This is a genomic window from Embleya sp. L77 (assembly GCF_055557415.1).
In genome coordinates, this window is record NZ_CM145710.1 from 869,874 (window position 1) to 892,445 (window position 22,572).

The window sequence follows — 22,572 nt, forward strand, 5'->3', positions numbered from 1 at the left end:
CCCGAAGGCAAATCAGCGCGTGCTCGGCAGGACCGGTACGAGGTTGTCCCAGCGCGCGATCTCGCACCCGTTGCTGCGGTTGAAACCGGCGTCGACCGGACGGCCCGCCCAGGTGCCGGTGATGCGCGCGGTGGCGGGTCCGCCGTACATCATCGTGCACCGCGCGCCGGCGGGGACCGGCGCGAACGGGTCCCCGTCGGCCGTCGTGGCGTCGAGCCGGTCGCATGCCTGCGCGGGCCTCGGGTGGCTGCCGCCGGCGGGGTGGCACTCCAGGGTGTACGTCTGCACTCCCTCGGGGTTGTCGGCCACCGTCACGATGAGCCGGTCCACCGTCCGGGCGGCGGCGGAGGGAATCGGGCACTGGGCGGCGGCGACGACGGCCGCGGCAACGACAAGACGACGGAACAACATGGGCGACTCCCGGGATGAACGCACGCCATCGCGCACGGGGGGGGTGGGGTGGGCAAGAGGTCGAGGCGAAGCCGCACGAGCCCGCCCGCGCACCGCCGATCCGACCGGACACGACCCCGAACGGCACCCGGCATGGGGCAACGGCGGAAGAACGGAGGCGTCGCCGCACGGATGCATCGGCGTCGGGACGCGGACGTCGGCCCGACCGTCATGGATCCGGACGATGGCGCGGCGGTTGGAAAACCCACGCGCCGAACGGCTCCGGCACGCCACGCAGTTCCCAAAACGAACCAAGCCCGATCATGGCACCAGCGTAGTCAACCAGACACGCTACGCGACCATCTCGCGACAAATCCGCCCACCACTGTCGCGCTCGCCGTCGCCGCCATGGCCGCCATCCGCACCCGCACCCGCACCCGGCAACGCCCGCAGCTCACCCAGGCCCGCCGTCCGCCACCAACGCCCCCGACCCCGCGCACGGCCGGCACCAACCCCGTCCCGCACCAGGCGAACGCATCCGGCGCGCCCCGCCCGCCCTCTCGCCGACATCGCGACCTTGCGCGGTTCCCCGTCACCCCGGCACCCCACCCCACCAGGCACTCCCCGCCCCCGCCACCGTCCGTCCCGAACTCGTGACGGGTCGTCAAAAAGACGCCGGAGCGCCGCCTCGTGACGTGTTGGAAACCTCCTCGCCATGCGTGAGATGCCTGCTCGCAAACCCTTGCGCGGGAACGTTCCCGCGTCAATACTCACCGGCACCTGTCCTGACGCGTGCCATGCCGCATCCGTCTCCGTGCCTTCGCCGTCCCTCCGAAAGAGGTGGGTTACTTGCGCATGCCCAAAACCGCCGCCCTCGCCGCCGTCGTGGCCCTGACCGCCGTCGGGTGTTCCGGTGGTGGCGGCGACGACTCGTCGGCCACGGAGCCCGGCTACCGCATCACCAAGGACAGCCCGGCCGCCAAGGGGCCGCTCGACAAGGTGAAGTGGTCGCTGTACGCCGAACCGCAGACGCTGGACTACGCGTACGGCTTCGACTACCCGATCAACACCGTGCTCGCGAACGTGTGCGACCAACTCCTGCGGATCAACCCGGATCTGACGATCACCCCCGGGCTGGCGGCCAAGTACACCAACCCGGACCCGCTGACCTGGGTCTACACCCTGCGCGAGGGTGTCAGGTTCCACGACGGCACCACCATGACCGCCCGGGACGTCGTGGCGAGCCTCAAGCGCCAGATGGACCCCGAGGTCGGCGCCGCGTACAGCACCGCCTTCAAGGACGTCGAGTCCATCACCGACTCCGGCCCGCTCGAGGTCACCATCAAGCTCACCCGCCCCAACGTGCTGCTCAACGAGCAACTGGGCGCGTCGGCGGGCACCATCGAAAGCGCCGCCTTCCTGGCCAAGGCCGGCAAGGACTACGGCAACCCGCAGGGCGGCGTGAACTGCACCGGCCCGTTCTCCGTCAAGGAGTGGAAGCCCGGCACGTCCATCACGCTCAAGCGCAACGACGCCTACTGGGACAGCACGCTCATGCCCAAGACGGGCGAGGTCGAGTTCGTCTTCATCCAGGACCCCGCCGCCCGTGCCAACGCGCTGCTGACCGGCGAGGTCGACGGCGGATACCTGCTGCCGAGCAACTCCTACGACAAGCTCAAGTCCGGCGACGGCAAGCTGTACTTCGGTGACATCACCGGCAGTTACTCGGCCGCCGTCACCAACCTCAAGGGTGCCCTCGGCGACACGCGCGTGCGGCGCGCGCTGTCCATGGCGATCGACCGCGAAGGCATCGTCCGGGCGGGCCTGAACGGCTACGGCACCGTCGCCAAGGCGCCCGTGCCCGTCTCCGGTTGGGCCACCATCCCCGCGGAGCAGGCGCAGAGCATGTACAACGCGCTGCCCGCCGTCACCACGGACGTGGCCGCCGCCAAGAAGCTCGTCGCGGAGGCCGGCGCGACCGGCAGGAAGGTCGTCGTCGCGACCAGCAACCTGGCCCCGGAGATCAGCGTGGCCGCCAACGCCATCCAGGCCGCGGGCAAGTCCATCGGCCTCGACGTCGAACTCAAGACCATCGCACCGGACGCGTACACCGCGCTGTTCACCGACCCGTCCTCCCGGGCCGGCATCGACGTGCTGGTCACCAGCGGCTACGACGTCACCCCCGATCCGCTGGAGTTCTACCAGTCCCTGCAGACCGGGGAGTTCGCCAACTACGGCAACTGGTCCAACCCCGAGTACGACGCGATCGCGCAGCAGGCACTGGGCACCGCCGACCCCGCCGCTCGCGCCCAACTGACCGCCAAGCTCCAGGAGATCGCGCTGCGCGAACTGCCCGGCATCCCGTTGTGGGACTCGCCGCTGTCGCTCTACCAGGGCAAGCGCGTCACCGGCGCCACCCCGAACATCACCCAGCTCTCCTTCCCGTGGGCCGCGACCCTGGGTGCCGCGAACTGATGAACCGTCCTCTGCTCCGCTTCCTCCTGGGCCGGCTCGTGGGCCTGGTACTCGTGCTGCTGGCGACCTCGTTCGTGGTCTTCAGCGCCGTGCACCTGGCCCCGGGCGACCCGGTGTCCTTCCTGATGCGCGGCCGCCCGGTCACCCCGCAGGCCCGCGCCGCGCTGACCGCCCAGTACCACCTGGACCAACCGTTCGCCAAGCAGTACCTGCTGTGGCTCGGCGACGTGCTCGGCGGCGACTTCGGGCGCTCGGTGCAATTCCGCCAGGACGTCGGCGAGTTGATCTCCCAGAAGTTGCCGACCACGGTCTTCCTGGTCGGGTACGCGATGGTGCTGGTCACGGTCGTCGGGCTGATCCTGGGCATCGCCTCCGCGCTGCGGCCCGGCCTGATCGACAAGCTCGTGCTGGCCTGGACCGGCACCTCGATCGCCATCCCGTCCTACATCGCCGCGACCGTGCTCACCTCGGTCTTCGCCGTCAAACTGGGCTGGTTCCCGCTCTACGGCGCCGGCCAGGGCTTCGGCGACCGGTTGTGGCACCTCACGCTCCCGGCCATCGCTCTCGCGCTGACCTTCACCGGATTGCTGGCCCGGGTCACCCGCTCCGCGATGCTCGACGAACTCTCCCGCGAGCACGTCGAGGTGGCCCGCTCCCGTGGCGTGCCCGAGAGCCGGGTCATCCGCAAACACGTGCTGCGCAACGCCCTCGGCCCGATCGTCACCGTCGTCGGCACCATGGTCGCGAGCATGCTCGTGGCGACCTCGATCGTGGAAACGGCGTTCAGCGTCAAGGGAGTCGGCTCACTGCTCATCAACTCCGTCACGGTCAAGGACTTCCCCGTGGTGCAGGCGCTGACCCTGCTGGTGGTCGCCGCGTTCCTGATCGCGAACCTGATCGTCGACCTGCTCCAACCGCTGATCGACCCGCGCGTCGCGCTGGGAGGTGACCCGAAGTGAGTGCCTCCGCACCCGCGTCCGGCAAGGACGCGAGCGTACCGACGCCGCCCCTCCGGCGCGGGGCACCGGCCCGGATCCGGAAACTCGCCGCCCAGGGACCGCTGTTCACCGCGGCCGTGCTGGTCCTGACGCTGCTCGTGCTGCTCGCGGTGTGCGCACCGCTACTCGCACCCTACGAACCGGACGCCATCGACCTGAAGAACTCGCTGGCCGGCACCGGGCCCGAACACTGGCTGGGCACCGACCAGTCGGGCCGCGACATCCTCAGCCGGCTGCTGTACGGAGCCCGCACCGGACTGCTGGGACCGCTCGCGGTGGTCGGCGTGTCCACCGTGCTCGGCATCGCCATGGGCGTCGTCGCCGCGTGGCGCGGCGGCTGGGTCGACGCGCTGCTCTCCCGCTCGATGGATCTGCTGTTCGCCTTCCCCGCGATGTTGCTGGCGATCCTGTGCGTGGCGGTGTTCGGCGCGGGACTGACCGCACCCGTCATCGCCATGATGATCGCCTACACGCCGTACGTCGGCCGCCTGGTGCGCTCCATCGCCCGCCAGGAACAGGCCCGGCCCTACATCGAGTCCTACCGGGTCCAGGGTTGGTCCGGCTGGTCGATCTGCACACGGCACCTGATCCCCAACATCACCCCGACCGTACTGGCCCAGTCGGCGATCAACTTCGGCTACGCCCTGATGGAACTCGCCGGCCTGTCCTATCTCGGCTTCGGTGTCCAGGCACCCACCGCCGACTGGGGCGTCATGGTCAGCGAGGGCCAGAACCCGCTCCTCAAGGACGTCATGCTGCCCGCCCTCGCCCCCGCGACCGCCATCGTCATCGCGGTCGTCGCATTCGGAATCGTCGGCGAGGGCCTCGCCGACCGCGTCTCCAAGCGGGAGAGGTGAGCGCCGTGTTCGACAAGACGACGGCCGACGACCCGGCCATCCGGCCCGCCGCGGCCGGCACCGAGGCCGACACCGACGCCCGTGCGCGCGCCGACTCGGGTGAGCGCGACGTACCGCTGCTCGACATCACCGGTCTGACCCTGCGCCTGCCGGACCACGCCGCCGCACGACCGATCCTGGACCGGGTGGACCTGCGGGTCGGACGCGGTGAAACGGTGGGCCTGGTCGGCGAGTCCGGCTCCGGCAAATCGGTGGCCTGCCGCACCGTACTGGGCCTGCTGCCCAAGGGGGCGAGCACCGAGGGCAGCGTCCGCGTCGAAGGCACCGACGTGCTCGCCCTGGGCGCCGCCGGATTGCGCGAGGTACGCCGGAACAAGGTCGCGATGGTGTTCCAGGACCCGCGCGCATCGGTCAACCCGATGCGCCGGATCGGGGACTTCCTCACCGAGGGACTGCGGGTGCGCGGGACCGCCAGGGACCAGGCACTGGCCCGGGCGCAGGAATTGTTGACCGAGGTCGGCATCCGCGATCCGCACGGCGCGCTGCGCCGCTTCCCGCACCAGTTCTCCGGCGGCATGCTCCAGCGTGTGGTGATCGCCGCGGCCCTGGCCGGCGACCCCGCACTCCTGCTCGCCGACGAACCCACCACCGCACTCGACGTCACCACCCAGGCGGAAGTCGTCGGCATCCTGCGGCGCCTGCAACACCGGCACGGCACCGGCATGTTGTTCGTCACCCACGACCTGGAACTCGCGGCGGCGATCTGCGACCGCATCTACGTCATGTACGCGGGACGCATCGTCGAATCCCAGCCCGTCGCCGACCTGTTCGCCCGACCCAGACACCCCTACACGGCCGCGCTGCTGGCCTCGACACCGCGCCTGGAGACGGACGCCGCGCCGCCGCAGCCGATCCCCGGACGGCCCGTGTCCCTCGCGGAGGCGCCCACCGGCTGTGCCTTCGCGGCCCGTTGCGCGTTCGCGACCGCGCGGTGCCGAACCGAGGCCCCCGCACTGGTACACGACGGCCCGGCGGCCGTCGCATGCCTGCGCGCGGACGAAGGGATCCTGCAGTGAGCACACCCGCCTCCCCGACCCCGGCGGCCCTCGAAGTCCGCGGCCTGTGCCGCACGTTCGGCGATCACAAGGCGGTCGACGACATCGGTTTCACCCTGCCGCCTGGCGGTTCGCTGGGCATCGTCGGCGAATCCGGCTCGGGCAAGACCACCACCGCCCGCATGCTCGTCGGCCTGGAGACCCCGGACGCCGGCAGCATCACGGTCGACGGCCGCGAACGCGCCCACCGACCGCGCACCCGCGCGGAACGCCTGTCCCGGGCCAGGGAGATCCAGATGGTCTTCCAGGACCCCTACCTCTCCCTCGATCCGCGCATCACCGTCCACGACAGCATCGACGAGGTCCTGCGCCTGCACGCCCGCGAAACCGACCGGCCCGGCCGCGCCGCACGCCTGGCCGAACTCCTCGACCAGGTGGGCCTGGGCTCCCGCGAGGCCGGCGCCCTGCCGCGTCGGCTCTCCGGCGGCCAACGCCAACGCGTCGCCATCGCCCGCGCGTTGGCGGCCTCGCCCAGGGTGCTGATCCTGGACGAGGCGGTCGCCGCACTCGACGTGTCCATCCAGGCCCAGATCCTGGACCTGCTCGCCCGCATCCGCCGCGAGCAGGGCATCGGCTACCTCTTCGTCAGCCACGACCTGGCCGTCGTCCGACACATCACCGACGACGTGGTGGTGCTGCGCAACGGCCGGATCGTCGAATCGGGCCGCACCGCGGAGGTACTCTCCGCACCGCAACACCCGTACACCAGGCTGCTGATCGACTCGGTACCGGGCGTGGGCTGGGACCCGGAACGCATCGCCGAAAGCAGAAGAGCACTCGCCGCACCGGAGGCGTGACGAGCCACACCCACCCACGCCCGCCCGCCCGCCGCCGACCGCGTCCCGGGGTGGGCGCACCGGCGCTCGACACGGGCGACAGCGGTCGGGCGGCGATCGGGAGCCGCGGGGGCATCACAGTGGGGCGGCCGTTGCAGGCCCGGCGCGCATCGCGGCGGGGCGGGGCGGCCGTCGCAGGCCCGGCGGGGAACGCGATCGGGTGACCGCCCCACGCCGAGCGGACAACGCGGCCGGGCTGCCGTCGCGGGCTTCGGGTGAGCAGCGCACACTGCGTGGCGTCGCAGACCGCGTGAGCATCGCGGGCGTCACGGGCCGCGCCGGCATCATCGCGGGCGTCACCGGCCGCGCCGGCATCACAGCCACACGGCCGCCGCGGGCCCGGCGGGGAACGCGGTCGGGTGGCCACCCCACGCCGCGCGGGCACGTGCGCATCGCAGGCCGAGCGCCTCCGCGCGCCCGCCGGGCAACAGGCGCCGCGTGGCCCGTCCTCAGCGGGGCGTGGCGAGGGCCGAGCGTAGGGTGGCGGCGATGGTGTCGCCGGCCGCGGCGCGGTCGAGTCGGCCGGCGTCGACCTCGTCCGCCGCGGTGTGGATCACGCCGTAGTAGGTCGCGGTCAGCCACGCGGCCGGGAGGTCGGTACGGATGTCGCCCTCGCTGCGGCCGCGCGCGACGAGTTCGTCGACCCTGGTCAGGACCCGGGCGTGTTGGCGGCGCAGGCTCGCCTCGCCCAGCGCCTTCAGGGCTGCCCGGCGCAGGCCGCGGGTGCGGTCCAACACCTGCCAGCCCTCGCGGGCGAGTCGTACCAGTGCCTCGTCGGCCGGTCCGACGGTGATTTCGACGTCGTCGAGCAGCACGTCCACTTCGCCCAGGGCCTGCCCGATCGCCGCCTCCAGGAGCACGTCCCGGGTGCCGAAGTGCCCGTACAGGGTCACCCGTCCGACCCCGGCCTCCCGCGCGATGTCGGTCATCGTGACCTCGGGGTCGCGCGCGAACGCGCCGAGCGCGGCGGCGAGGATGGCCGCGATGTTGCGTTCGGCATCGGCCCGTCGCCGTACGCCCGGCGATGATGTCGCACCCATGGTGGTCAACCCTACTGTCGGAATCTTCACGCCGGCCGCGGCAGGCGTGGTGGTCGTGGTGGTCGTGCCGGTCTTCCCGCTCGTGCCGGATATCCCGGTCCCGATGGCACAGTTGCGATATTTGCCATGGTTGCCAGGGTCGTCCCGGTCCCGGTCCCGGTCCCCATCGCCGTGGTCAGTGCACGTGCCGCGGCCCGTCGGAGACAGGCGGCCTGCCCGCCGGAACCAGCAGGAATGCCACGAGCGCCGCGACCACAGCGGTGCCCGCGCAGGCGAGGAACGCGTCGGTATACCCGCCGACTCCGCCACCGTCCGCGATGCTGGGCGCCGCGATCGCCGACACCAGGGCGACGCCGAGTGCGCCGCCGAGTTCGTGGAACGTGTTCACCACACCCGAGGTGATGCCGGCCTCGTCGTGGTGCACACGGGACATCGCCGTGGTGGTCGCCGCGACGAACGCGGGACCCAGGCCCGCCGCGGCCAGGGCCAGTCCGGGGACCACGTCGGACATGCCGCCGCCGTGCTCGGGCAGCCGACTCAGCCACAGCGCACCCGCCGCGGCGAGCACCAGGCCGCCCGCCCCCACCGGCCGTGCGCCGATGCGGCCGACCAGCAGGCCCCCGACGTGTGCTCCGACGGTCACCGCGACGGCGACCGGCAGGAAGGCCAACCCGGTCCGCAACGAATCGAAACCCAGGGTGTGTTGCATGTGGAGCGAGCCGAGAAAGAACAACGGGATCAACAGTCCGCTCGCCACCAGCATCACGAACGCGCCGGAGATCACGGGCCTGCGGGTCAGCAGGACCAGGGGCACCAGAGGATCGGCGGTCGTGCGCTCGACGAGGACGAAGAGCGCGTAGCCGACCGCCGCGCCGGTCAACGACAACAACGTCCAAGGGGACGCCCAGCCGACGTCGCCCGCACGGGTCACACCCAGGATCAACGCCGCGGTGCCCGCCGTGGCCGCGAGCGCTCCCGGCAGGTCCGGGCGGGTGCCCGAGACGGTACGCGGCCGGACCGGGATCACCGACGCGGCCAGGACCAGTACGGCCACACCGATGGGCACGTTGGCGAAGAAGATCCATTCCCAGCCCGGGCCGGCGGTCAGCAGTCCGCCGACCAGAACGCCGGCCGCCGCCCCGGTGCCGCCGATCGCCGCCCACACGCCGAGTGCGCGGTTGCGCTCGGGGCCGTGGAACGTGACCGTCACGAGCGCAAGCGCGGCCGGCGACAACAGCGCGGCCGCGGCACCCTGCGCAACTCGGGCGGTGAGCAGCATCGCGCCGTTCGGGGCGAACCCGGCGGCCAGCGACGCGGCGGTGAAAACACCCAGGCCGAGCAGGAACGCGGTCCGCCGGCCCAGCGTGTCCGCAATCCGCCCACCCAGGATCATCAGACCGCCGAACGCGAGCGCATAGGCGGTGACCACCCAGGTCAGCGGCTCTCGCCCCAGGCCCAGATCCGCGCCGATGCTCGGCAGCGCGACGTTCACGACCGTGACGTCCAGGATCAACATGAACTGCGCAAGGCACACCAGGGTCAGCACGAACCAGCGCCGCGACGTGGGCGCATCCTGCACCTCGACGCGCGAGTGAGCGTGTGCGTGTGAATGCGCGTGCGCGTGCGCGTGGCCACCGGCGGCGTCGCCGTGTGGGTCGTGCGCACCGTGTGGGTGGTGTAGGTCGTGTACGTCGTGCGCACCGGACGCGTCGTGCGCGTCATGCGTCGATCGACTGTCGTGGGACATCGTTTCGCTCCTCGAAGTGCCGGCCCGAGCGGGCGGGCCGTCGACCGGGTTCGGCCGCCGAAACCGCCCGGCACATCTCGTACAGGCGTGTTCGAGTAAGCGAATCGCATCCACCCATGCCGTACAACCGTGTTCGAGTTAGCCGCCCGAGCCCCGGCGAACGTCCTGCCGCGCGCCCCGCACACACCGTGCACCCCGCGAGGCCACCGATCCCGGACCGTGTCGTCAGCCCGGGGGCGTATCCGCGACCGGGGTGGCGTCGGCGGCGACCCCGCGGCCGCACATCGGCGGAGGTCGCGGCGCCGCCCACTCCCGGCGCGCTCCGGCCCGCGGCGGCCCGGGCGCGGCGGGAGTGGGCGGCTTCGGCGGCTACTTGCCGTCGGTGCACTGCGTGCCGGCGGCCGGCAGCTTGCCCTCGATGATGTAGGCGGCCACCGCCGCATCGACGCACTTGCTGCGGCCGAACGCGCCGTGGCCTTCGCCCTTGAGGGTCAGCAGGCTCGCGTGCGCGAGGTCCTTGGCCAGCTTCTCGGATGCGGCGTACGGCGTGGCCGGGTCACCGGTCGTGCCCACCACCAGGACGGGCGCGGCGCCCTCGGCCCGGATCACATGCGGCTTCTCGGGAGTCTTGTACGGCCAGAACTCGCAGCCGGGGCCCTCGATGTCCGATGCGACGGTGTCCTTGGAAAGCAGCGGAGCATCCGCCTTGAGCTTCGCCAGGACCTGTTCGATCCGCTCGGGAGAGGGCGCCGGGGCGGCGCCGTCGGCACAGCGTATTGCCGAGCGCGAGTCCGTGCTGTTGTCGTAGTGACCCTTCTCGTCCCGGCCGAGGTAGTTGTCGGCGTAGAAGAGCAGGGCGCTGCCGTCCTTCTTGTTCATCGCCAGGGCGAGGGCCTCCCGCAGGTATTTCCACGCGGTTTCCTTGTCGCCGTACAGCAGGCTGTTGGTGCCCGTCCAACCGAGGGAGGAGGTCAGCTTGCGGCCGTCGTAGGCGGTGCGCAGCGGCTTGTCCTGCAACGCGTCGAGGAAGGTCGCGCCGATCTCGGCGGCCTTGGCCGGGTCGCCGCCCAGCGGACAGCCCGCCCGGGCCGCGCAGTCGGCGGCGAACGCACGGAACGAGCGCTCGAAGCCGACGGTCTGGTCGATGCTCGCATCGAGCTTGTCGGCCGCCGGGTCCACCACCGCGTCCAGGACCATCCGGCCGGCGCGGTCGGGGAACTCGTCCAGATACATGGTCCCGAGGTAGGTTCCGTACGAGATGCCCAGGTAGTTGAGCTTGTCGTCACCGACCGCGCCGCGCAGCACGTCCATGTCCCGAGCCGCGTTGCGCGTGCCCACGAACGGCAACAACTCGCCGGACTCGGCCTGGCACGCGGCGGAGAACTCCTTGCCGCTGCGCTCGCTGCGCGCCTTGCGTTCGACCGGATCGCGGGGCGCGTCCCGGGCGTTGCGCTCGTCCCGGGCCTTGTCGTCCAGGCACCGTACGGGCGCACTGTCGGCCACACCACGCGGGTCGAAGCCGAGGATGTCGTAGCGGTCGTGCAGAGGTCCGTCGAACTCGTCGAACCCGTACTTGACGAAATCCTGGCCCGAGCCCCCGGGTCCGCCCGGATTCAACACGAGCGAGCCGATCCGCTGATCGGGCTTGGCAGCCGGGTGTTGCATGACGGCGATGTCCAGCGACTTGCCGTCGGGAGCGGTGTAATCCAGCGGCACCTTGAAGGTCCCGCACCGGAATTCGCCCTCGTCCTTCTTCTTCGTCTTCGGGTCGTCCGTGCACGCCTTCCACGAAATCTTCTGTTCGTAGAAGGCACGCAGCGTCGGGTCCGCCGCCCCCTTGGGCTTCGGCGGGGTGGCCGCGGCCGTCCCGGTCGTCACCTGGGTGGGGACCGGTTTGCCGTCGGCGGCGTTGGACGCACTGTCACCGGAGCCCCCGGTACACCCGGCCGCCAACAACAGGGCCACGGCCACGGGTATGGAACGACGGAAGGACGCCGCCTGAAAAGGAGTGATCACGCGCCAAGGACTATCAGTCGCCGTTCCGGCACGGCACACCAATATCCCCGCCACCGGCAAAGGCACCGCCCACACCGGACATTCCACTCACCGCACCGGTCGGCCGACGCCAAGCACCCGCAGCGACCCGCGCGATGCGGGGCCAGGACACCGCCGGGCGGCGGCCATGCCGCGGGCGCCGGTGACGGAGCCCGCGCCGGCCGGCTGGTCCGGCCTCACTTCCGCCAGAACAGGTGGTGCGTCACGCCGCTCGGGCTGGGCACGACGTCCCGGTGGAACCGGTCGAGCAGCTCATCGGGGGACTCCCACAGCCGGGCCCCGGAGCCGAGCTTCGTCGGCGCGACCGCCACGTGCAAGGTGTCGATGAGGTCGGCATCGAGGAACTGCCGGATGATCGTGGCCCCACCGCCAAGCCGGACGTCCCGGCCCTGCGCTGCCTCCTTCGCCTGGGCGAGGACCGTGGCCGGGTCGCCGTCGACGAAGTGGAACGTGGTATCGGAGAGCGCAAACGACGGGCGCTTGTGGTGGGTCATGACGAACACCGGCGTGTGGAACGGGGGCTCGTCACCCCACCATCCCTGCCACTCGTGGTCCTGCCAGGGCCCGCGCTGGGGCCCGAACTTGTTGCGTCCCATGATCTCGGCGCCGATGTTGCGGGCGTAGTCCCGCGTGAAGTAGTCGTCCAGACCTCGGCTGCCACCGGGTTCGGAGCGCTTGATGGGCGGGTGGTCGGTGGCAAAGGCCCAGGCGAGCAAGTTCCCCGGATCGGCGTGGCCGAACGGCTTCTCGAGACTCTGGCCCTCGCCGGCGCCGAACCCGTCGCTCGAGACGGTGAAGTTCTGGACCCGCAACAACTGGCTCATGTCGCTCCTCCTGCTTCGCATTTTCTGATCACTTGACGAACGATTGACCGGCCGGGAAAACTCATCGCCGCATGTCGCCGCGGGCGGCCGCAGCCTTGCGGGCCGGCTCCCGGTTGGCCACCAGCACGTCGATCACCTGTCCGTGCCTCGGCTCCGCCCGGGGAGCGGGCGGGCGCAGGTGGACGATCCTCCGCATCTTCGACTCCCGTGCAGTGCACTGCTCGTATCCGGTGTTCTCACGGGGAGGTCGGAGCCCATGAGCCGTTCTCGACATGCCTTCCACCGAATTCCAGAAAAGAATCTCCGCGCGAAGTCCCGTACCGCAGGTCGGCTCCGCTGTCGCCGGATCGACGCACCGTCCATCCAGGAGCGACGCCGGCGTCTACCGAGGACCCACCCTGTCTGCGCGAGATGGCGAACGAGGGGCAGACCGGGTGAGGTCGTGCCCCACTGCCGCAGGGGAGGGAATCCGGCGAGGCCGAGTCCCCGCCGTAGGGCCGTGACATGCCGATCGAGTACGGATCTCGGAAGAACGCCAAGCACTGGAGTGACCGCACGGATGTCTACGACTTCCTGGCACAGCTGCCGTCACGGACGCACCGGACCGGTCGCACGCGGTCGAGTGCGAAGAGCCGACGAGTGTCGCCGGGCTTCTCGCGCCTCGGGCGGAACCGGCGGTCTTCGGGGACCGGTGATCGTCCGGTGGCGTCGGGCGGGTCAGGTGCGGTCGTGGAGTGTGACGTGGTAGCCGTCGGGGTCGGCGAAGGTGAATGTCCGGCCGAACGGGCCGTCGATCGGGGCGGAGACGATGGTGTGACCGTCGGCGACGAGAGCATCGTGGATGGCCTGGACGTCGGTGGCGTGGAGCCAGATCGCGGCACCGATGCCGGGCTGGGCAACGGATGCGAGATCGGTGCCGGGAACAATCTCGCGAAGTGCGAACGCGATCGGCTTCGTCTCGAAAACGACGGCGTGCGGTGGTCCGGCCTGCGAGCGGACGAGGCCGAGGTAATGCTCGTAGAACGCCTGCGACACGTCGAGGTCGCGCGCCTGGAGCGAGATGAAGTCGGGGCCGGTGGCGGGCATGGTGATACTCCTTCTCTCCGTGTCAGATTCCTGACACGGATCAATGTATGTCAGAATTCTGACATGAGTCAAAACGGTGCCGGCATCGACCTGGACAAATCACTGGGCTACCTGCTGAAAGAGGCTTCGAGCGCCCTGCGCGCAGCCATGGAGGAGGTGCTGCGGCCGCTCGGGATGAGCGTGACGCACTACTCGTGTCTCGAGCTGCTGGCTCAACGGCCGGGCTTGTCGAACTCCGAGCTCGCGCGGGGCGCGTTCGTGACACGGCAGACGATGAACGTGCTGCTCCAGGCCCTGGAACGAGACGGCTACGTGACCAGGCCCGCCGAGGCCCCCGTCGGGAAGGTTCTTCCCACGCGGCTCACGCCTCGCGGCCGACGGAGCCTGGAGAAGGCGACCGTGGCGGTCCGGTCCGTCGAGGTCAGAATGCTGGCCGGCATGACCGAGACCGAGCAGTCGAGCGCGTTCCGGATCCTGCAGAGCATGATTCGGTCCCTACGCGATGGCAACGACGGCGCATAGCCCTTCCCCCGGCGCACGGCACCCTCGCCGTCGGGCCGGGGGCAGGTGTCGGCCTCCACCCGCCGCCGCGAGGCCCTGCTCTCCGAGAGCGATTGCGTCGTGATCGACGTCGACACCTACACCGACACCGACACCGACACCGGGTCATGTCCCGTGTAGTGGTGTAGCCGCGTCGAGCTGGTCGATGTCCTGGGGGTGGATCTTGTCCATGCATATGACCACGTAGAGGGCCTGATCAATGCGGCGCGGCGTTCCGGCAGCGAGGGGAAGAAGCTGCCGGTGCGGACCGTGGGGATCGCCAAGTCCAGGCCCCCGGCCTGCGTGGTCGGCACCCCCTCCCGGTGCCCGTTGCGCCGGGTCGTCCGGGCCGAGCCGCGCGTCGTCAACGCACCAGCCGGAGCCATGCACGGAGACCACGGTCGGAGCACCCGGCGCAGCCGGGGCCGCGAGCAGCGGCCGGGGGCAGCTGCGGGTGGGCGAAACCGTCCGGCACTTCCGCCCGAACGGCTGCCCGGTCCGGCTCAGCTCTTCCGTTCACCCAGGACACAGAATTCGTTGCCCTCCGGGTCGAGGAGGGTCACCCAGTGCTGCTCGTCCTGCACGGTGTCGGCGCGCCGGGCACCGAGGGAGAGCAGCCGGGCGACCTCGGCCTCCTGGTCGTCGGGGCGGAAGTCTGGGTGGAGCCGGTTCTTCGACGTCTTGCCCTCGGGGACAGGCACGAAGAGCAGCCCCGGCATCCGGTCCGGCTCAGGCCGGATCTCGATGATCTCCTCGGATTCGTCGACCACTACCCAGCCGAGAGCCTCGGCCCACCAGCGCCCGAGGGCGACGGGGTCGGCGGAGTCGACGATGATCTGTTCCCACTCGAGTGCCATGGGCGTGAGCATAAACAGGGTCGACCGACTGCCAGGGCTGGGGGTAAGTACCGCCGACCGCCGATCCGGTGCGCGGATCGTATCCCGCAAAGCGATGTAGCAGCAGCAAGTCGCGAGAAGCGATCGCTGCTACACCACTCCAGGGGACACCACCCGACGTTGCGGCAAGGGGTCCGACTCATCGGGCCTGGAAACGTCCGGTTGCGAGGCATGCGTGGTACATGTCCAAGACGGCCCGGGTCGAGCCGGGCCGGTCTCGGGAATGGCCGATTCCCCTGCGAAGTCTTCTCCGACGGCGCCCCCGAATCCACGAATTCACCAATCCACGGACCGCGCACCCGCGAACCCGTGCACAGGGCCCATACGCGCATCGGCGCCCCCGGCCGTCACTCGTTGGAAGCACCCGGCTCGCCGGAAGCCGTGGGCTCCGGTCTCCTGAGGGGTGGACGGTGTCTCGTCCCCGGCCGATACCGACAGCGATGCCGATGTCGGGGCCAGGCCCGGGCCCGGCGCCAGGGTCGGTGGGGTCGGGAACCCTGCCGCCGCACTGGTGACGGAGCCCGGCACGCCGGCGGCGGCGCCGACCGGTGATGGCGGGTTTGTCGATGCGGGTCCGGAGGGCATGTGATGACGCCGAAGGCGGGTACCACCGTGCGCGATACCTCGTGGCCGTCGCCGCGGGAGCGGGCCGATCGTGGCAGGGCGGCGCGGACAAAGGCGTCTCGGTCCAGTCATGGCGAGTATGCGCCGGGTCCGCGGCGGCCGGATCCGGTGGACGTGATCGAGGCGCAATCGGCGTCGCGGGTACCGGAGTTGGTGCCGATTCGCTATGGGCGCATGTCGGAGTCGCCGTTTCGGTTCTATCGGGGAGCCGCCGCGATCATGGCGGGTGATCTCGCCGGTACGCCGGCATCGGGGCTTCGGGCGCAGTTGTGCGGTGATGCGCACATGTTGAATTTTCGGCTGTTGGCCTCGCCCGAGCGGCTTCTGCTTTTCGACCTCAACGACTTCGACGAGACGTTGCCGGGTCCGTGGGAGTGGGACGTGAAGCGGTTGGCCACGAGTTTGGTCATCGCGGGGAGGGAGAACGGCTTCTCGGATCGGGAGCGTACGAGGGTGGTCGGCGCGACGGTGCGCTCCTATCGGGAGCAGATGCGCCGGTTCGCCGGGATGCGCAATCTCGACGTGTGGTACGCCAAGGCCGATGCGGACCTGCTCCGGGCGTTGGCGGCGGGGCAGTTGCACAAGCGTGGGCGCAAACGCATGTCCCGGGCGCTGGCCAAGGCGCGTACCCGGGACAGCCTCCAGGCGTTCGGCAAGCTCACCCACGAGGTGGACGGCCGGCCGCGGATCGTCTCTTCGCCGCCGCTGATCACTCCGGTGTCCGAACTCGTCCCCGAGGGTGAGCACAATGCGTTGCGGGAGCGCCTCGACGAGCTGTTCGAGCGGTATCGGGGCACGCTGCGTTCGGACCTTCGTCATCTGCTCGGGCAGTACACCGTGGTGGACATGGCCCGCAAGGTGGTGGGGGTCGGCAGTGTCGGGACCCGCTGTTGGATCATCCTGTTGCTGGGGCGGGACGGCCGGGATCCGCTGTTCCTCCAGGCCAAGGAGGCGGGCGCGTCGGTGTTGGCCGCGCATGCGGGCGCGAGCGAGTACCCGACGCAGGGGGAACGGGTGGTCGCGGGTCAGCGCCTGATGCAGGCCGCGGGCGACATGCTTCTGGGCTGGGAGCGACTGGAGGGCATCGATGGCCGGGAACGGGACTTCTACGTACGCCAGTTGCGCGATTGGAAGGGCATCGCGGAGCCTTCGCTGATGGTCCCGCGGGGCATGCGCGCGTTCGGCGAACTGTGTGGCGCGACGCTGGCCCGCGCGCACGCCAGGTCCGGGGATCGCATCGCGATCGCGGCCTACCTGGGCGGCGGTGACGTGTTCGACCGGGCGGTGACGCGCTTTGCGGAGTCCTACGCCGACCAGAACGAGCGCGACCACGCGGCCCTGCTGGAGGCGGTGAAGTCGGGACGGGTGGCCGCCGAGGACGCGTAGCGAAAATCGCAGGGGCGCGGCGGCCACGACGATGGGTGATCGCCGCGTTCCGTCCCCGGCGGACATCGCATCGTCGTTCCGAGGCCGCGGCGCCGGCGCCTCCGCCCGCCGGGGAGGCGGCAGTTGCCAACCGCTACCGCTCAGGGCAGCCGGTGTGGGTCCGTTCCGACAGCCACACGCCGCCGACCCTCGGGATGGTCCTTGGCCCGTCGAACCGCCATGCCGGTCCAGACCCGTTCCGAAGGCCCGAAGCCCCCACGCCGCCGCCCGCTGCCACCCCGTGCAAACGGGATGGCAGCGGGCGGCGCGCCCACGTGGCGGCGGCTATTCCTTCGCTCCGACCGCGTCGATCGGTTCGATGCGGAGGAGGCGTCGGGTGACCGGGGCTACCGAGAGGGGGGCCAGGAGCAGGGCGGCGGCGCTGATTTCGAGGAGCAGCGGGATCGGGATGTAGGGAGTGCTCTCGCCGAAGGCGCCCTTGCCGAACGGGACGAGGGTGATCATCGCGATGGTCAGACCGAGGACGAGGCCGATGACGCCGACCAGGACGGCTTCGCCCCGCATCACGCCGCGGACCTGGGCATGGGTGCTGCCGATCATGCGCATGAGGCCGAGTTCGCGGCGTCGGGCGACGGTCGAGACGATCATGGTGTTGACGGCGGCGATGGTGGCGAAGCCGGCCAGGATGATCAGCATCACCTGATTGACCCACTTGTTGGTTTCGCGGGCCTGGTCGCGTTCGGCGGCGTATCCGGCGCGGTCGGAGATCTTGGCGGCGGGGTGTTGCCCGGTGACCTTGGTGAGTGCGGTGTCCACGGCGGCGGGGTCGGCGCCGTCGGCGAAGCGCACGAGCAGTCGGCCGTCCAGGGCGGCGTCGACGTGGTGCTCCACGGCGGCGCGCGGGAGGGTGACGGCGGCGGTGCCCAGGCCGCGGTCGTACGTGGCCACCAGGGTCGGCTTGATCCTGGTGCCGTCGCCGAGGCGCATCTCGATGGGCTTGCCGACCCGCGCCTTGACGACGTCGGCGGTGAGTCGGTCCATCGCGACCGCGCCACCGGCGGGCTGGGCCGCGCCGGGGCGCAGGGCGTCGATGCTGCCCTTGCGGATGCCCAGGTCGAGGACCTTGGCGAGGTCGCTGTCGGTGCCGCCGATCGCCTGGGTGGGGTACTTCTCCAGTGCGTCGGAGGTGGACATGACCACGCTGGTGGTCAGGACCGAGGTGACCGCGTCGACTCCGGGGATGCGAGCGACGTCGCCGGCGGCGCGCGCCGGGAATCCCGGGCCGGTGACCACGCGGTCGGCGGTCAGGGCGGCCTTGGACTGCTTTTCGCTGTAGTGGTCCTGGGCGGCGAACATGAACATGAGCGTGGTCGCGAAGGCGACGGTGAGCGTGATCGGGGTGATCGCGGAGGCGAGCCGGCGCGAGTTGCTGCGGGCGTTGTCGAAGGCGAGTTGTCCGGGGGCACCGAACAGCCGCAGAACGACTCCGGCGAGCCGAACGAACAGGTGCGCGATGAGCGGACCGAGCAGGCCGATGCCCAGCATGAACAGCATGATCACGCCGGCGGCCGCCGCGACCGCCTGGTCGCCGCTGGCCTTCATGGCGAGGCCGGAGAGGGCGGCGGCACCGGCGACGGCGACCAGACCCAGGACGAGGCGGAACCAACCGAGGCGGGCCCGCTCGATGCCGGCTTCGCCGAGGGCCTCGGTGGGCTTGGTCCGGGCGCTTGCCCGCGCGGCCAGGAGTCCGGCGAGCACCGCGGAGACGAGGCCCGCACCGACGGCGGCGAGCATCGGGATCGGGCCGATCGCAAGGGTCACGCCGCTCTCGATCATGCCGCGGTCGACCATCTGGTCGAACCACAGCCGGGCGAGCAGGGTGCCGGGCAACAGTCCGACCAGGCCCGCGACCAGGGCCACGCAACCGGCCTCGGTGGCGATCATCCGGCGGATCTGCCAGGGAGTGGCGCCCACGGCGCGCAGGAGGGCGAAGTCGCGGCGGCGCTGGGCCACGGACAGCGAGGTGGCGCCGGCGACGACGAAGATGGAGACCATGGCGACGACGCCGCCGAAGGATGCGCCGACTCCGGTCAGCATGGCCTTGGTGTCGCCCAGGCCGGGGTGGTCGGCCTCGCCGCGCCCGTCGCCGGTGCGGACCTTCACGTCGGCGTCCGCGAGGGCCTTGCGCAGGTCGCCGGCGACCTTTCCGGTGGAGGCGCCGTCGGCGAGGAGCACGCCGAACGCGGTCACCTTGCCGGGGTTCCCGGCGAGTTTGGGTGCCTCGGCGTCGGCGACGTACAGGTGCGCGCCCCGACCCGGGACCACGGCCGCGACCTTGAGGGTGCTCTCGCCCGAGGGGGTGGTCACCCGCAGCGTGCCGCCGGGGACGATGCCGCTGCCGGCGCGGGCTGCGGCGTCGGCGGTCAGGATCGCCTCGCCGGCCCGTGGGGCCGTGCCGCTCTGCGGGGTGCCGGCCAACCGGGCGGCGGACCAGGGGTGGGCGTCGAGGACGGCGGTGGGGGTCTGCGCGGGGAAGGTGAGGTCGGGCAGGACGGTGGCGACGCCCGGTACGGCGGCGATGCGCGCGGCGAGCCCGGCGTCGATGCGGGAGCGCTCGGGCAGGGCGACGGAGACCTCCTCCTTGTCCTCGCCGCTGCCGAAGGTCTTGTGCACGCTGTTCTGGCCGGCGACGACGATCGGGGTGTCGGCGTAACGGCCGGGCGGTACGTGCGCGCGCAGCCCGCTTTCGAGGAAGATCCCGCACATCGTCACCAGCGTGGCGGCGAACAGCAGGGCGATGAAGGATCCGGCGAAGGAGGCGGGCCGAAACCGCACGGAGGTACGGGCGAGCCCGTTGGTGCGCAGCATCAGGCGGCCTGCCCCTGCGCTCGGGCCGGCTGCGACAGCGCGACCATCCGGGCCGCGACCGCTTCGGGGGTGGGTGCGTGCAGGTGGCCGGCCAATTGACCGGCGGCGAGGAAGACGACGCGGTCGGCGTAGGAGGCGGCGACCGGGTCGTGGGTGACCATGACGATGGTGGCGCCGCTCTCGTCCACGGCCCGACGCAGCAGTGCGAGCACGTCGGCGGCGGTGGTGGTGTCCAGCGCCCCGGTGGGCTCGTCGGCGAACAGCACGTCGGGTCGGGTGACCAGGGCGCGGGCGATCGCGACGCGCTGCTGCTGGCCGCCGGAGAGCTGGGCGGGGCGGCGGTTGGCGTGCTCGTGCAGGCCGACCATGGCCAGTACCTCGGCGGCGCGGCGGCGGTCCGCACGGTCGCCGGCCAGGCGCAGCGGGAGCAGGACGTTCTTCTCGACGGTGAGCGAGGGCAGCAGGTTGAACGCCTGGAAGACGAAGCCCAGGCGGGTTCGGCGCAGCCGGGTGAGCTGGTTCTCGTTCATCGCGGTGAGGTCGTCGTCGCCGAGCAGCACGCGGCCCGAGCCGGGCTTGTCGAGTCCGGCGGCGCAGTGCAGGAAGGTGCTCTTGCCCGAGCCGGAGGGGCCCATGACGGCGGTGAAGGTGCCCTTGGGAATCTGCAGGTCGACGCCGCGCAGGGCGTGCACGGTCTCCGCGCCGCTGCCGTAGGTCTTGACGACGCCTTCGAGCCGTACGGCGGGCGCACCGTCGGACGCGGGCGCCGGGTGGGTCGGGTGTGCGGGGTATGCCTGGTGGGCCGGGTGCCCGGGGTGTTCCGGGTGCGCGGAGCGGCGCGGGCCGTCTTGGGGGCGGCCGCGGTGTGCGCCGGCGGCGGGTGCGGAAGAGGGTGCGGCGGCGGGTGCGTACGGGAAGGCGGCGGGCTCGCCGGGGTACGGGCCGGCCGGGTGCGGGCCGGCGGAGTACGGCTCGGCGAGATGCGGGCGGGCCGGGTACGGGTCGGCCTGGTGCGGTGGGAGGTGGTGCGGTCCGGGCTGGTCCGGGCGCGGGGAGGCGGCGGGCCCCGTATTCGCCCGTCGGTCGCCTCGTTTGCCTCGCCCGAACATGGTGCCTCCCGTAGAGATTTCGACCGTCGAGAATTCGGCGACCACGACGCGATGGGGTCTGCGGCGACGGATGTCCGTGCCGACCCGGGTGGGGGGTCCCGCACTCCGGCGGTGCGCGGGGCACCGGTGACTCGTCGTGGGTCCGGCTGCGCCGAAGTGGCGCGGCCGAAGCTCGATTCGGGGACTCGATCGGTGTTCCGAACCGCCCCCGTGCCTTGTGATCACAACTCTGCCAGGGCATTCGGGGCGGTCCGTCGTGCGACGGGACGAGAATTCCGCACGGGGGCGGTACCGGAGTACCGGTACCCGAGGTGCCTCCTGCACGGGGTCACATCCCGCCCACGGGGGCGGTGCGGGGCGGACGGGTACGGGTAACGGGTACGAGGCCGGCCGGCGCCGCGTGCCGGCTGGGCGGGAGCCGGGTGCACGGCTTCCTCACCTCGTGTGCCACAGCCCCTCGAGCCGAAGCCGCCGAAGCCGCCACCGCTTCCTTTGCGGTGCGACGCGGCGCCAACCGGCCTTGACAGCAGGGCCACTTTCGCGCCCCGGCCATGAACTCGGGTCTGCCGCAGAAGAGTTCGACGCCGGACACTGACGGCACCCACGGACGTCGGTTCCCCCAAGCGGCGCCGCGCGGCTTCGGGGCTTCGGTGCTTCGGTGCTTCGGGGCTTCGCGCCCAGGCGATACGGGAGCCGTCTCGCAACGGGTTCCGTACCGCCGGGGCGTACCGGGAGGCGGCGGTCAGCCCTGAACGGCGGGCTTGAGGACGTCGTGGCACCAGCGGCGGAAATCGGTGGGTGCGGATTCCGGGGTACCGGGTGCGGCGGTGCCGTAGAAGCCCTGGTCGTCGATGGCCGCAACCATGTCGGCGAGTCCCTGTGCCCAGGCTTCGCTCGCGCCGTAGCGCACGGCCGTCGCCTTGTAGTCCGCAGGGCCGGTCTGTTGCACGCGGATCGCACGTCCCAGCACCTCGGAGGCCACCTGCGCCATGCCGTCCGGGGAGAGGTCGTCGGGTCCAACCACCGGGACGTCCTCCTGACCGGTCCAGGTGTCGTCGAGCAGCAACCGGGCCGCGGTGGCGGCGATGTCGCCCGTGGTGCAGGTGCGCAGCACGCGGTCCCGGGCCAGGGCCAGGAAGAACATGCCCGCGTCCCGGATCGACTCCGCCTGGCCCAGCAGGTTCTCCATCAGGAACGGTGCGCACAGCGCCCGGTAGTGCACGCCGGTGGCCTCGATCGCCTCGTCCATGGCGAGCGACGCCGAAACCTGCCCGGCGTTCCGGGCCACGCCGCGGCCCAGCGTGGAGACGGCGACGACCCGCCGAATGCGCCCGTGCCGGATCTTCTCGCACAGTGGCGCGGTGAAGGCGCGGAAATGGCCCTCCACGCTGTCTGCCGTCGATGTCGGGGGCACCAGCCAGAACACGCGGTCCGCGTCCGCGCAGGCCTTCGTCAGCACGACGGGGTCGGCGTGCGAACCCTGGACGACCTCGACGTGTGCGCGCACCCGCGGGGACAGTCGGGCGGGGTCGCGGACGATCACTCGAATTTCCGGGTTGCTGCGGTCGGGAACGTCGAGGAGCCGATCGAGGACCTGTCGGCCGATCTGCCCGGTCGGGGTGGTGACGACAATCATGAACAACTCCGAGGAACGAGAGGAAGAAGAGAACGGGAAGGCATGCTTCGCGGGGATGCTTCACAGGAAGGAGAGCCTCGCGGGATGTCC

17 protein-coding genes and 2 pseudogenes are annotated in these 22,572 nt (G+C 71.3%); 7 read left to right on the forward strand and 12 right to left on the reverse strand.

Features of this window, described 5'->3' with window-relative positions:
• Window positions 1-12: 12 nt before the first annotated feature.
• On the reverse strand, window positions 13-411 hold the full coding sequence (locus ACZOOI_RS33845; RefSeq protein WP_465283377.1) for an SSI family serine proteinase inhibitor: 399 nt from the start codon (window positions 409-411) through the stop codon (window positions 13-15).
• An 834-nt stretch (window positions 412-1,245) separates the two neighbouring features.
• On the opposite strand from ACZOOI_RS33845, the gene ACZOOI_RS33850 reads away from it, so the two are divergent.
• Genes ACZOOI_RS33850 through ACZOOI_RS33870 form a run of 5 tightly spaced genes read left to right on the forward strand, consistent with a single transcriptional unit; the run spans window position 1,246 to window position 6,632 of the window.
• A complete protein-coding gene (locus tag ACZOOI_RS33850) occupies window positions 1,246-2,865 on the forward strand; it encodes an ABC transporter substrate-binding protein (RefSeq protein ID WP_465283378.1) in 1,620 nt (539 codons plus the stop codon).
• Window positions 2,865-3,824, forward strand: coding sequence for an ABC transporter permease (locus tag ACZOOI_RS33855; RefSeq protein WP_465283379.1), 960 nt, complete (start codon window positions 2,865-2,867; stop codon window positions 3,822-3,824). Before ACZOOI_RS33850 ends, ACZOOI_RS33855 begins: the two co-directional genes overlap by 1 nt.
• The gene (locus ACZOOI_RS33860; protein WP_465283380.1) at window positions 3,821-4,720 is read left to right on the forward strand and encodes an ABC transporter permease; all 900 of its coding nucleotides are present in this window, start codon (window positions 3,821-3,823) and stop codon (window positions 4,718-4,720) included. Before ACZOOI_RS33855 ends, ACZOOI_RS33860 begins: the two co-directional genes overlap by 4 nt.
• Entirely contained in the window at window positions 4,717-5,796 is a 1,080-nt protein-coding gene (locus tag ACZOOI_RS33865) for an ABC transporter ATP-binding protein (protein WP_465283381.1), read from the forward strand. Before ACZOOI_RS33860 ends, ACZOOI_RS33865 begins: the two co-directional genes overlap by 4 nt.
• Window positions 5,793-6,632, forward strand: a complete 840-nt coding sequence (locus ACZOOI_RS33870; protein WP_465283382.1) for an ABC transporter ATP-binding protein — start codon at window positions 5,793-5,795, stop codon at window positions 6,630-6,632. Before ACZOOI_RS33865 ends, ACZOOI_RS33870 begins: the two co-directional genes overlap by 4 nt.
• A gap of 488 nt (window positions 6,633-7,120) precedes the next feature.
• Here ACZOOI_RS33870 and ACZOOI_RS33875 read toward each other — a convergent pair whose 3' ends face one another.
• From ACZOOI_RS33875 to ACZOOI_RS33900, 6 genes are all read right to left on the reverse strand, one after another.
• The gene (locus ACZOOI_RS33875; protein WP_465283383.1) at window positions 7,121-7,711 is read right to left on the reverse strand and encodes a TetR/AcrR family transcriptional regulator; all 591 of its coding nucleotides are present in this window, start codon (window positions 7,709-7,711) and stop codon (window positions 7,121-7,123) included.
• A 175-nt stretch (window positions 7,712-7,886) separates the two neighbouring features.
• Window positions 7,887-9,458: an MFS transporter gene (locus ACZOOI_RS33880; RefSeq protein ID WP_465283384.1), complete on the reverse strand. Its 1,572-nt coding sequence runs from the start codon at window positions 9,456-9,458 to the stop codon at window positions 7,887-7,889.
• 369 nt (window positions 9,459-9,827) lie between these two features.
• The gene (locus tag ACZOOI_RS33885) at window positions 9,828-11,474 is read right to left on the reverse strand and encodes an alpha/beta hydrolase (RefSeq protein WP_465283385.1); all 1,647 of its coding nucleotides are present in this window, start codon (window positions 11,472-11,474) and stop codon (window positions 9,828-9,830) included.
• A gap of 215 nt (window positions 11,475-11,689) precedes the next feature.
• Window positions 11,690-12,337, reverse strand: coding sequence for a dihydrofolate reductase family protein (locus ACZOOI_RS33890; protein ID WP_465283386.1), 648 nt, complete (start codon window positions 12,335-12,337; stop codon window positions 11,690-11,692).
• Window positions 12,338-12,398: 61 nt separating this feature from the next.
• Window positions 12,399-12,533 carry a hypothetical protein gene (locus ACZOOI_RS33895; protein ID WP_465283387.1) on the reverse strand — a complete coding sequence of 45 codons (135 nt, stop codon included), beginning with the start codon at window positions 12,531-12,533 and terminating at the stop codon, window positions 12,399-12,401.
• Window positions 12,534-13,054: 521 nt separating this feature from the next.
• Window positions 13,055-13,423, reverse strand: a complete 369-nt coding sequence (locus ACZOOI_RS33900; protein WP_465283388.1) for a VOC family protein — start codon at window positions 13,421-13,423, stop codon at window positions 13,055-13,057.
• A 63-nt stretch (window positions 13,424-13,486) separates the two neighbouring features.
• On the opposite strand from ACZOOI_RS33900, the gene ACZOOI_RS33905 reads away from it, so the two are divergent.
• Window positions 13,487-13,945 carry a MarR family winged helix-turn-helix transcriptional regulator gene (locus tag ACZOOI_RS33905; RefSeq protein ID WP_465283389.1) on the forward strand — a complete coding sequence of 153 codons (459 nt, stop codon included), beginning with the start codon at window positions 13,487-13,489 and terminating at the stop codon, window positions 13,943-13,945.
• A gap of 195 nt (window positions 13,946-14,140) precedes the next feature.
• Here the strand turns inward: ACZOOI_RS33905 and ACZOOI_RS33910 are convergent.
• Window positions 14,141-14,310: pseudogene (locus ACZOOI_RS33910) on the reverse strand (transposase); the annotation flags it as partial.
• 156 nt (window positions 14,311-14,466) lie between these two features.
• Window positions 14,467-14,820 (reverse strand): VOC family protein, encoded by a 354-nt coding sequence (locus ACZOOI_RS33915; protein ID WP_465283390.1) that lies wholly within the window; start codon window positions 14,818-14,820, stop codon window positions 14,467-14,469.
• 627 nt (window positions 14,821-15,447) lie between these two features.
• Here ACZOOI_RS33915 and ACZOOI_RS33920 point away from each other — a divergent pair.
• Window positions 15,448-16,869 carry a DUF2252 domain-containing protein gene (locus ACZOOI_RS33920; protein WP_465283391.1) on the forward strand — a complete coding sequence of 474 codons (1,422 nt, stop codon included), beginning with the start codon at window positions 15,448-15,450 and terminating at the stop codon, window positions 16,867-16,869.
• Window positions 16,870-17,193: 324 nt separating this feature from the next.
• Here ACZOOI_RS33920 and ACZOOI_RS33925 read toward each other — a convergent pair whose 3' ends face one another.
• The 3 genes and pseudogenes from ACZOOI_RS33925 to ACZOOI_RS33935 all read right to left on the reverse strand — a co-directional run bounded on the left by ACZOOI_RS33925 (window position 17,194) and on the right by ACZOOI_RS33935 (window position 22,482).
• The gene (locus ACZOOI_RS33925) at window positions 17,194-19,737 is read right to left on the reverse strand and encodes an ABC transporter permease (RefSeq protein WP_465283392.1); all 2,544 of its coding nucleotides are present in this window, start codon (window positions 19,735-19,737) and stop codon (window positions 17,194-17,196) included.
• Window positions 19,737-20,510 (reverse strand): annotated as a pseudogene (locus tag ACZOOI_RS33930) (ABC transporter ATP-binding protein); the annotation flags it as partial. The pseudogene ACZOOI_RS33930 and the gene ACZOOI_RS33925, both read right to left, overlap by 1 nt.
• A gap of 1,078 nt (window positions 20,511-21,588) precedes the next feature.
• Window positions 21,589-22,482 (reverse strand): NAD(P)H-binding protein, encoded by an 894-nt coding sequence (locus ACZOOI_RS33935; RefSeq protein WP_465283393.1) that lies wholly within the window; start codon window positions 22,480-22,482, stop codon window positions 21,589-21,591.
• Between the last annotated feature and the right edge of the window lie 90 nt (window positions 22,483-22,572).

What these genes read in the sequence shown, in the direction of transcription:
- ACZOOI_RS33880 (WP_465283384.1), bottom strand. Translation starts at nt 9,458, where the DNA reads ATGTCCCACGACAGTCGATCGACGCATGACGCGCACGACGCGTCCGGT.
- ACZOOI_RS33920 (WP_465283391.1), top strand. Translation starts at nt 15,448, where the DNA reads ATGACGCCGAAGGCGGGTACCACCGTGCGCGATACCTCGTGGCCGTCG.
- ACZOOI_RS33925 (WP_465283392.1), bottom strand. Translation starts at nt 19,737, where the DNA reads ATGCTGCGCACCAACGGGCTCGCCCGTACCTCCGTGCGGTTTCGGCCC.
- ACZOOI_RS33935 (WP_465283393.1), bottom strand. Translation starts at nt 22,482, where the DNA reads ATGATTGTCGTCACCACCCCGACCGGGCAGATCGGCCGACAGGTCCTC.
- ACZOOI_RS33890 (WP_465283386.1), bottom strand. Translation starts at nt 12,337, where the DNA reads ATGAGCCAGTTGTTGCGGGTCCAGAACTTCACCGTCTCGAGCGACGGG.
- ACZOOI_RS33855 (WP_465283379.1), top strand. Translation starts at nt 2,865, where the DNA reads ATGAACCGTCCTCTGCTCCGCTTCCTCCTGGGCCGGCTCGTGGGCCTG.
- ACZOOI_RS33905 (WP_465283389.1), top strand. Translation starts at nt 13,487, where the DNA reads ATGAGTCAAAACGGTGCCGGCATCGACCTGGACAAATCACTGGGCTAC.
- ACZOOI_RS33915 (WP_465283390.1), bottom strand. Translation starts at nt 14,820, where the DNA reads ATGGCACTCGAGTGGGAACAGATCATCGTCGACTCCGCCGACCCCGTC.
- ACZOOI_RS33900 (WP_465283388.1), bottom strand. Translation starts at nt 13,423, where the DNA reads ATGCCCGCCACCGGCCCCGACTTCATCTCGCTCCAGGCGCGCGACCTC.
- ACZOOI_RS33895 (WP_465283387.1), bottom strand. Translation starts at nt 12,533, where the DNA reads ATGCGGAGGATCGTCCACCTGCGCCCGCCCGCTCCCCGGGCGGAGCCG.
- ACZOOI_RS33850 (WP_465283378.1), top strand. Translation starts at nt 1,246, where the DNA reads ATGCCCAAAACCGCCGCCCTCGCCGCCGTCGTGGCCCTGACCGCCGTC.
- ACZOOI_RS33875 (WP_465283383.1), bottom strand. Translation starts at nt 7,711, where the DNA reads ATGGGTGCGACATCATCGCCGGGCGTACGGCGACGGGCCGATGCCGAA.
- ACZOOI_RS33845 (WP_465283377.1), bottom strand. Translation starts at nt 411, where the DNA reads ATGTTGTTCCGTCGTCTTGTCGTTGCCGCGGCCGTCGTCGCCGCCGCC.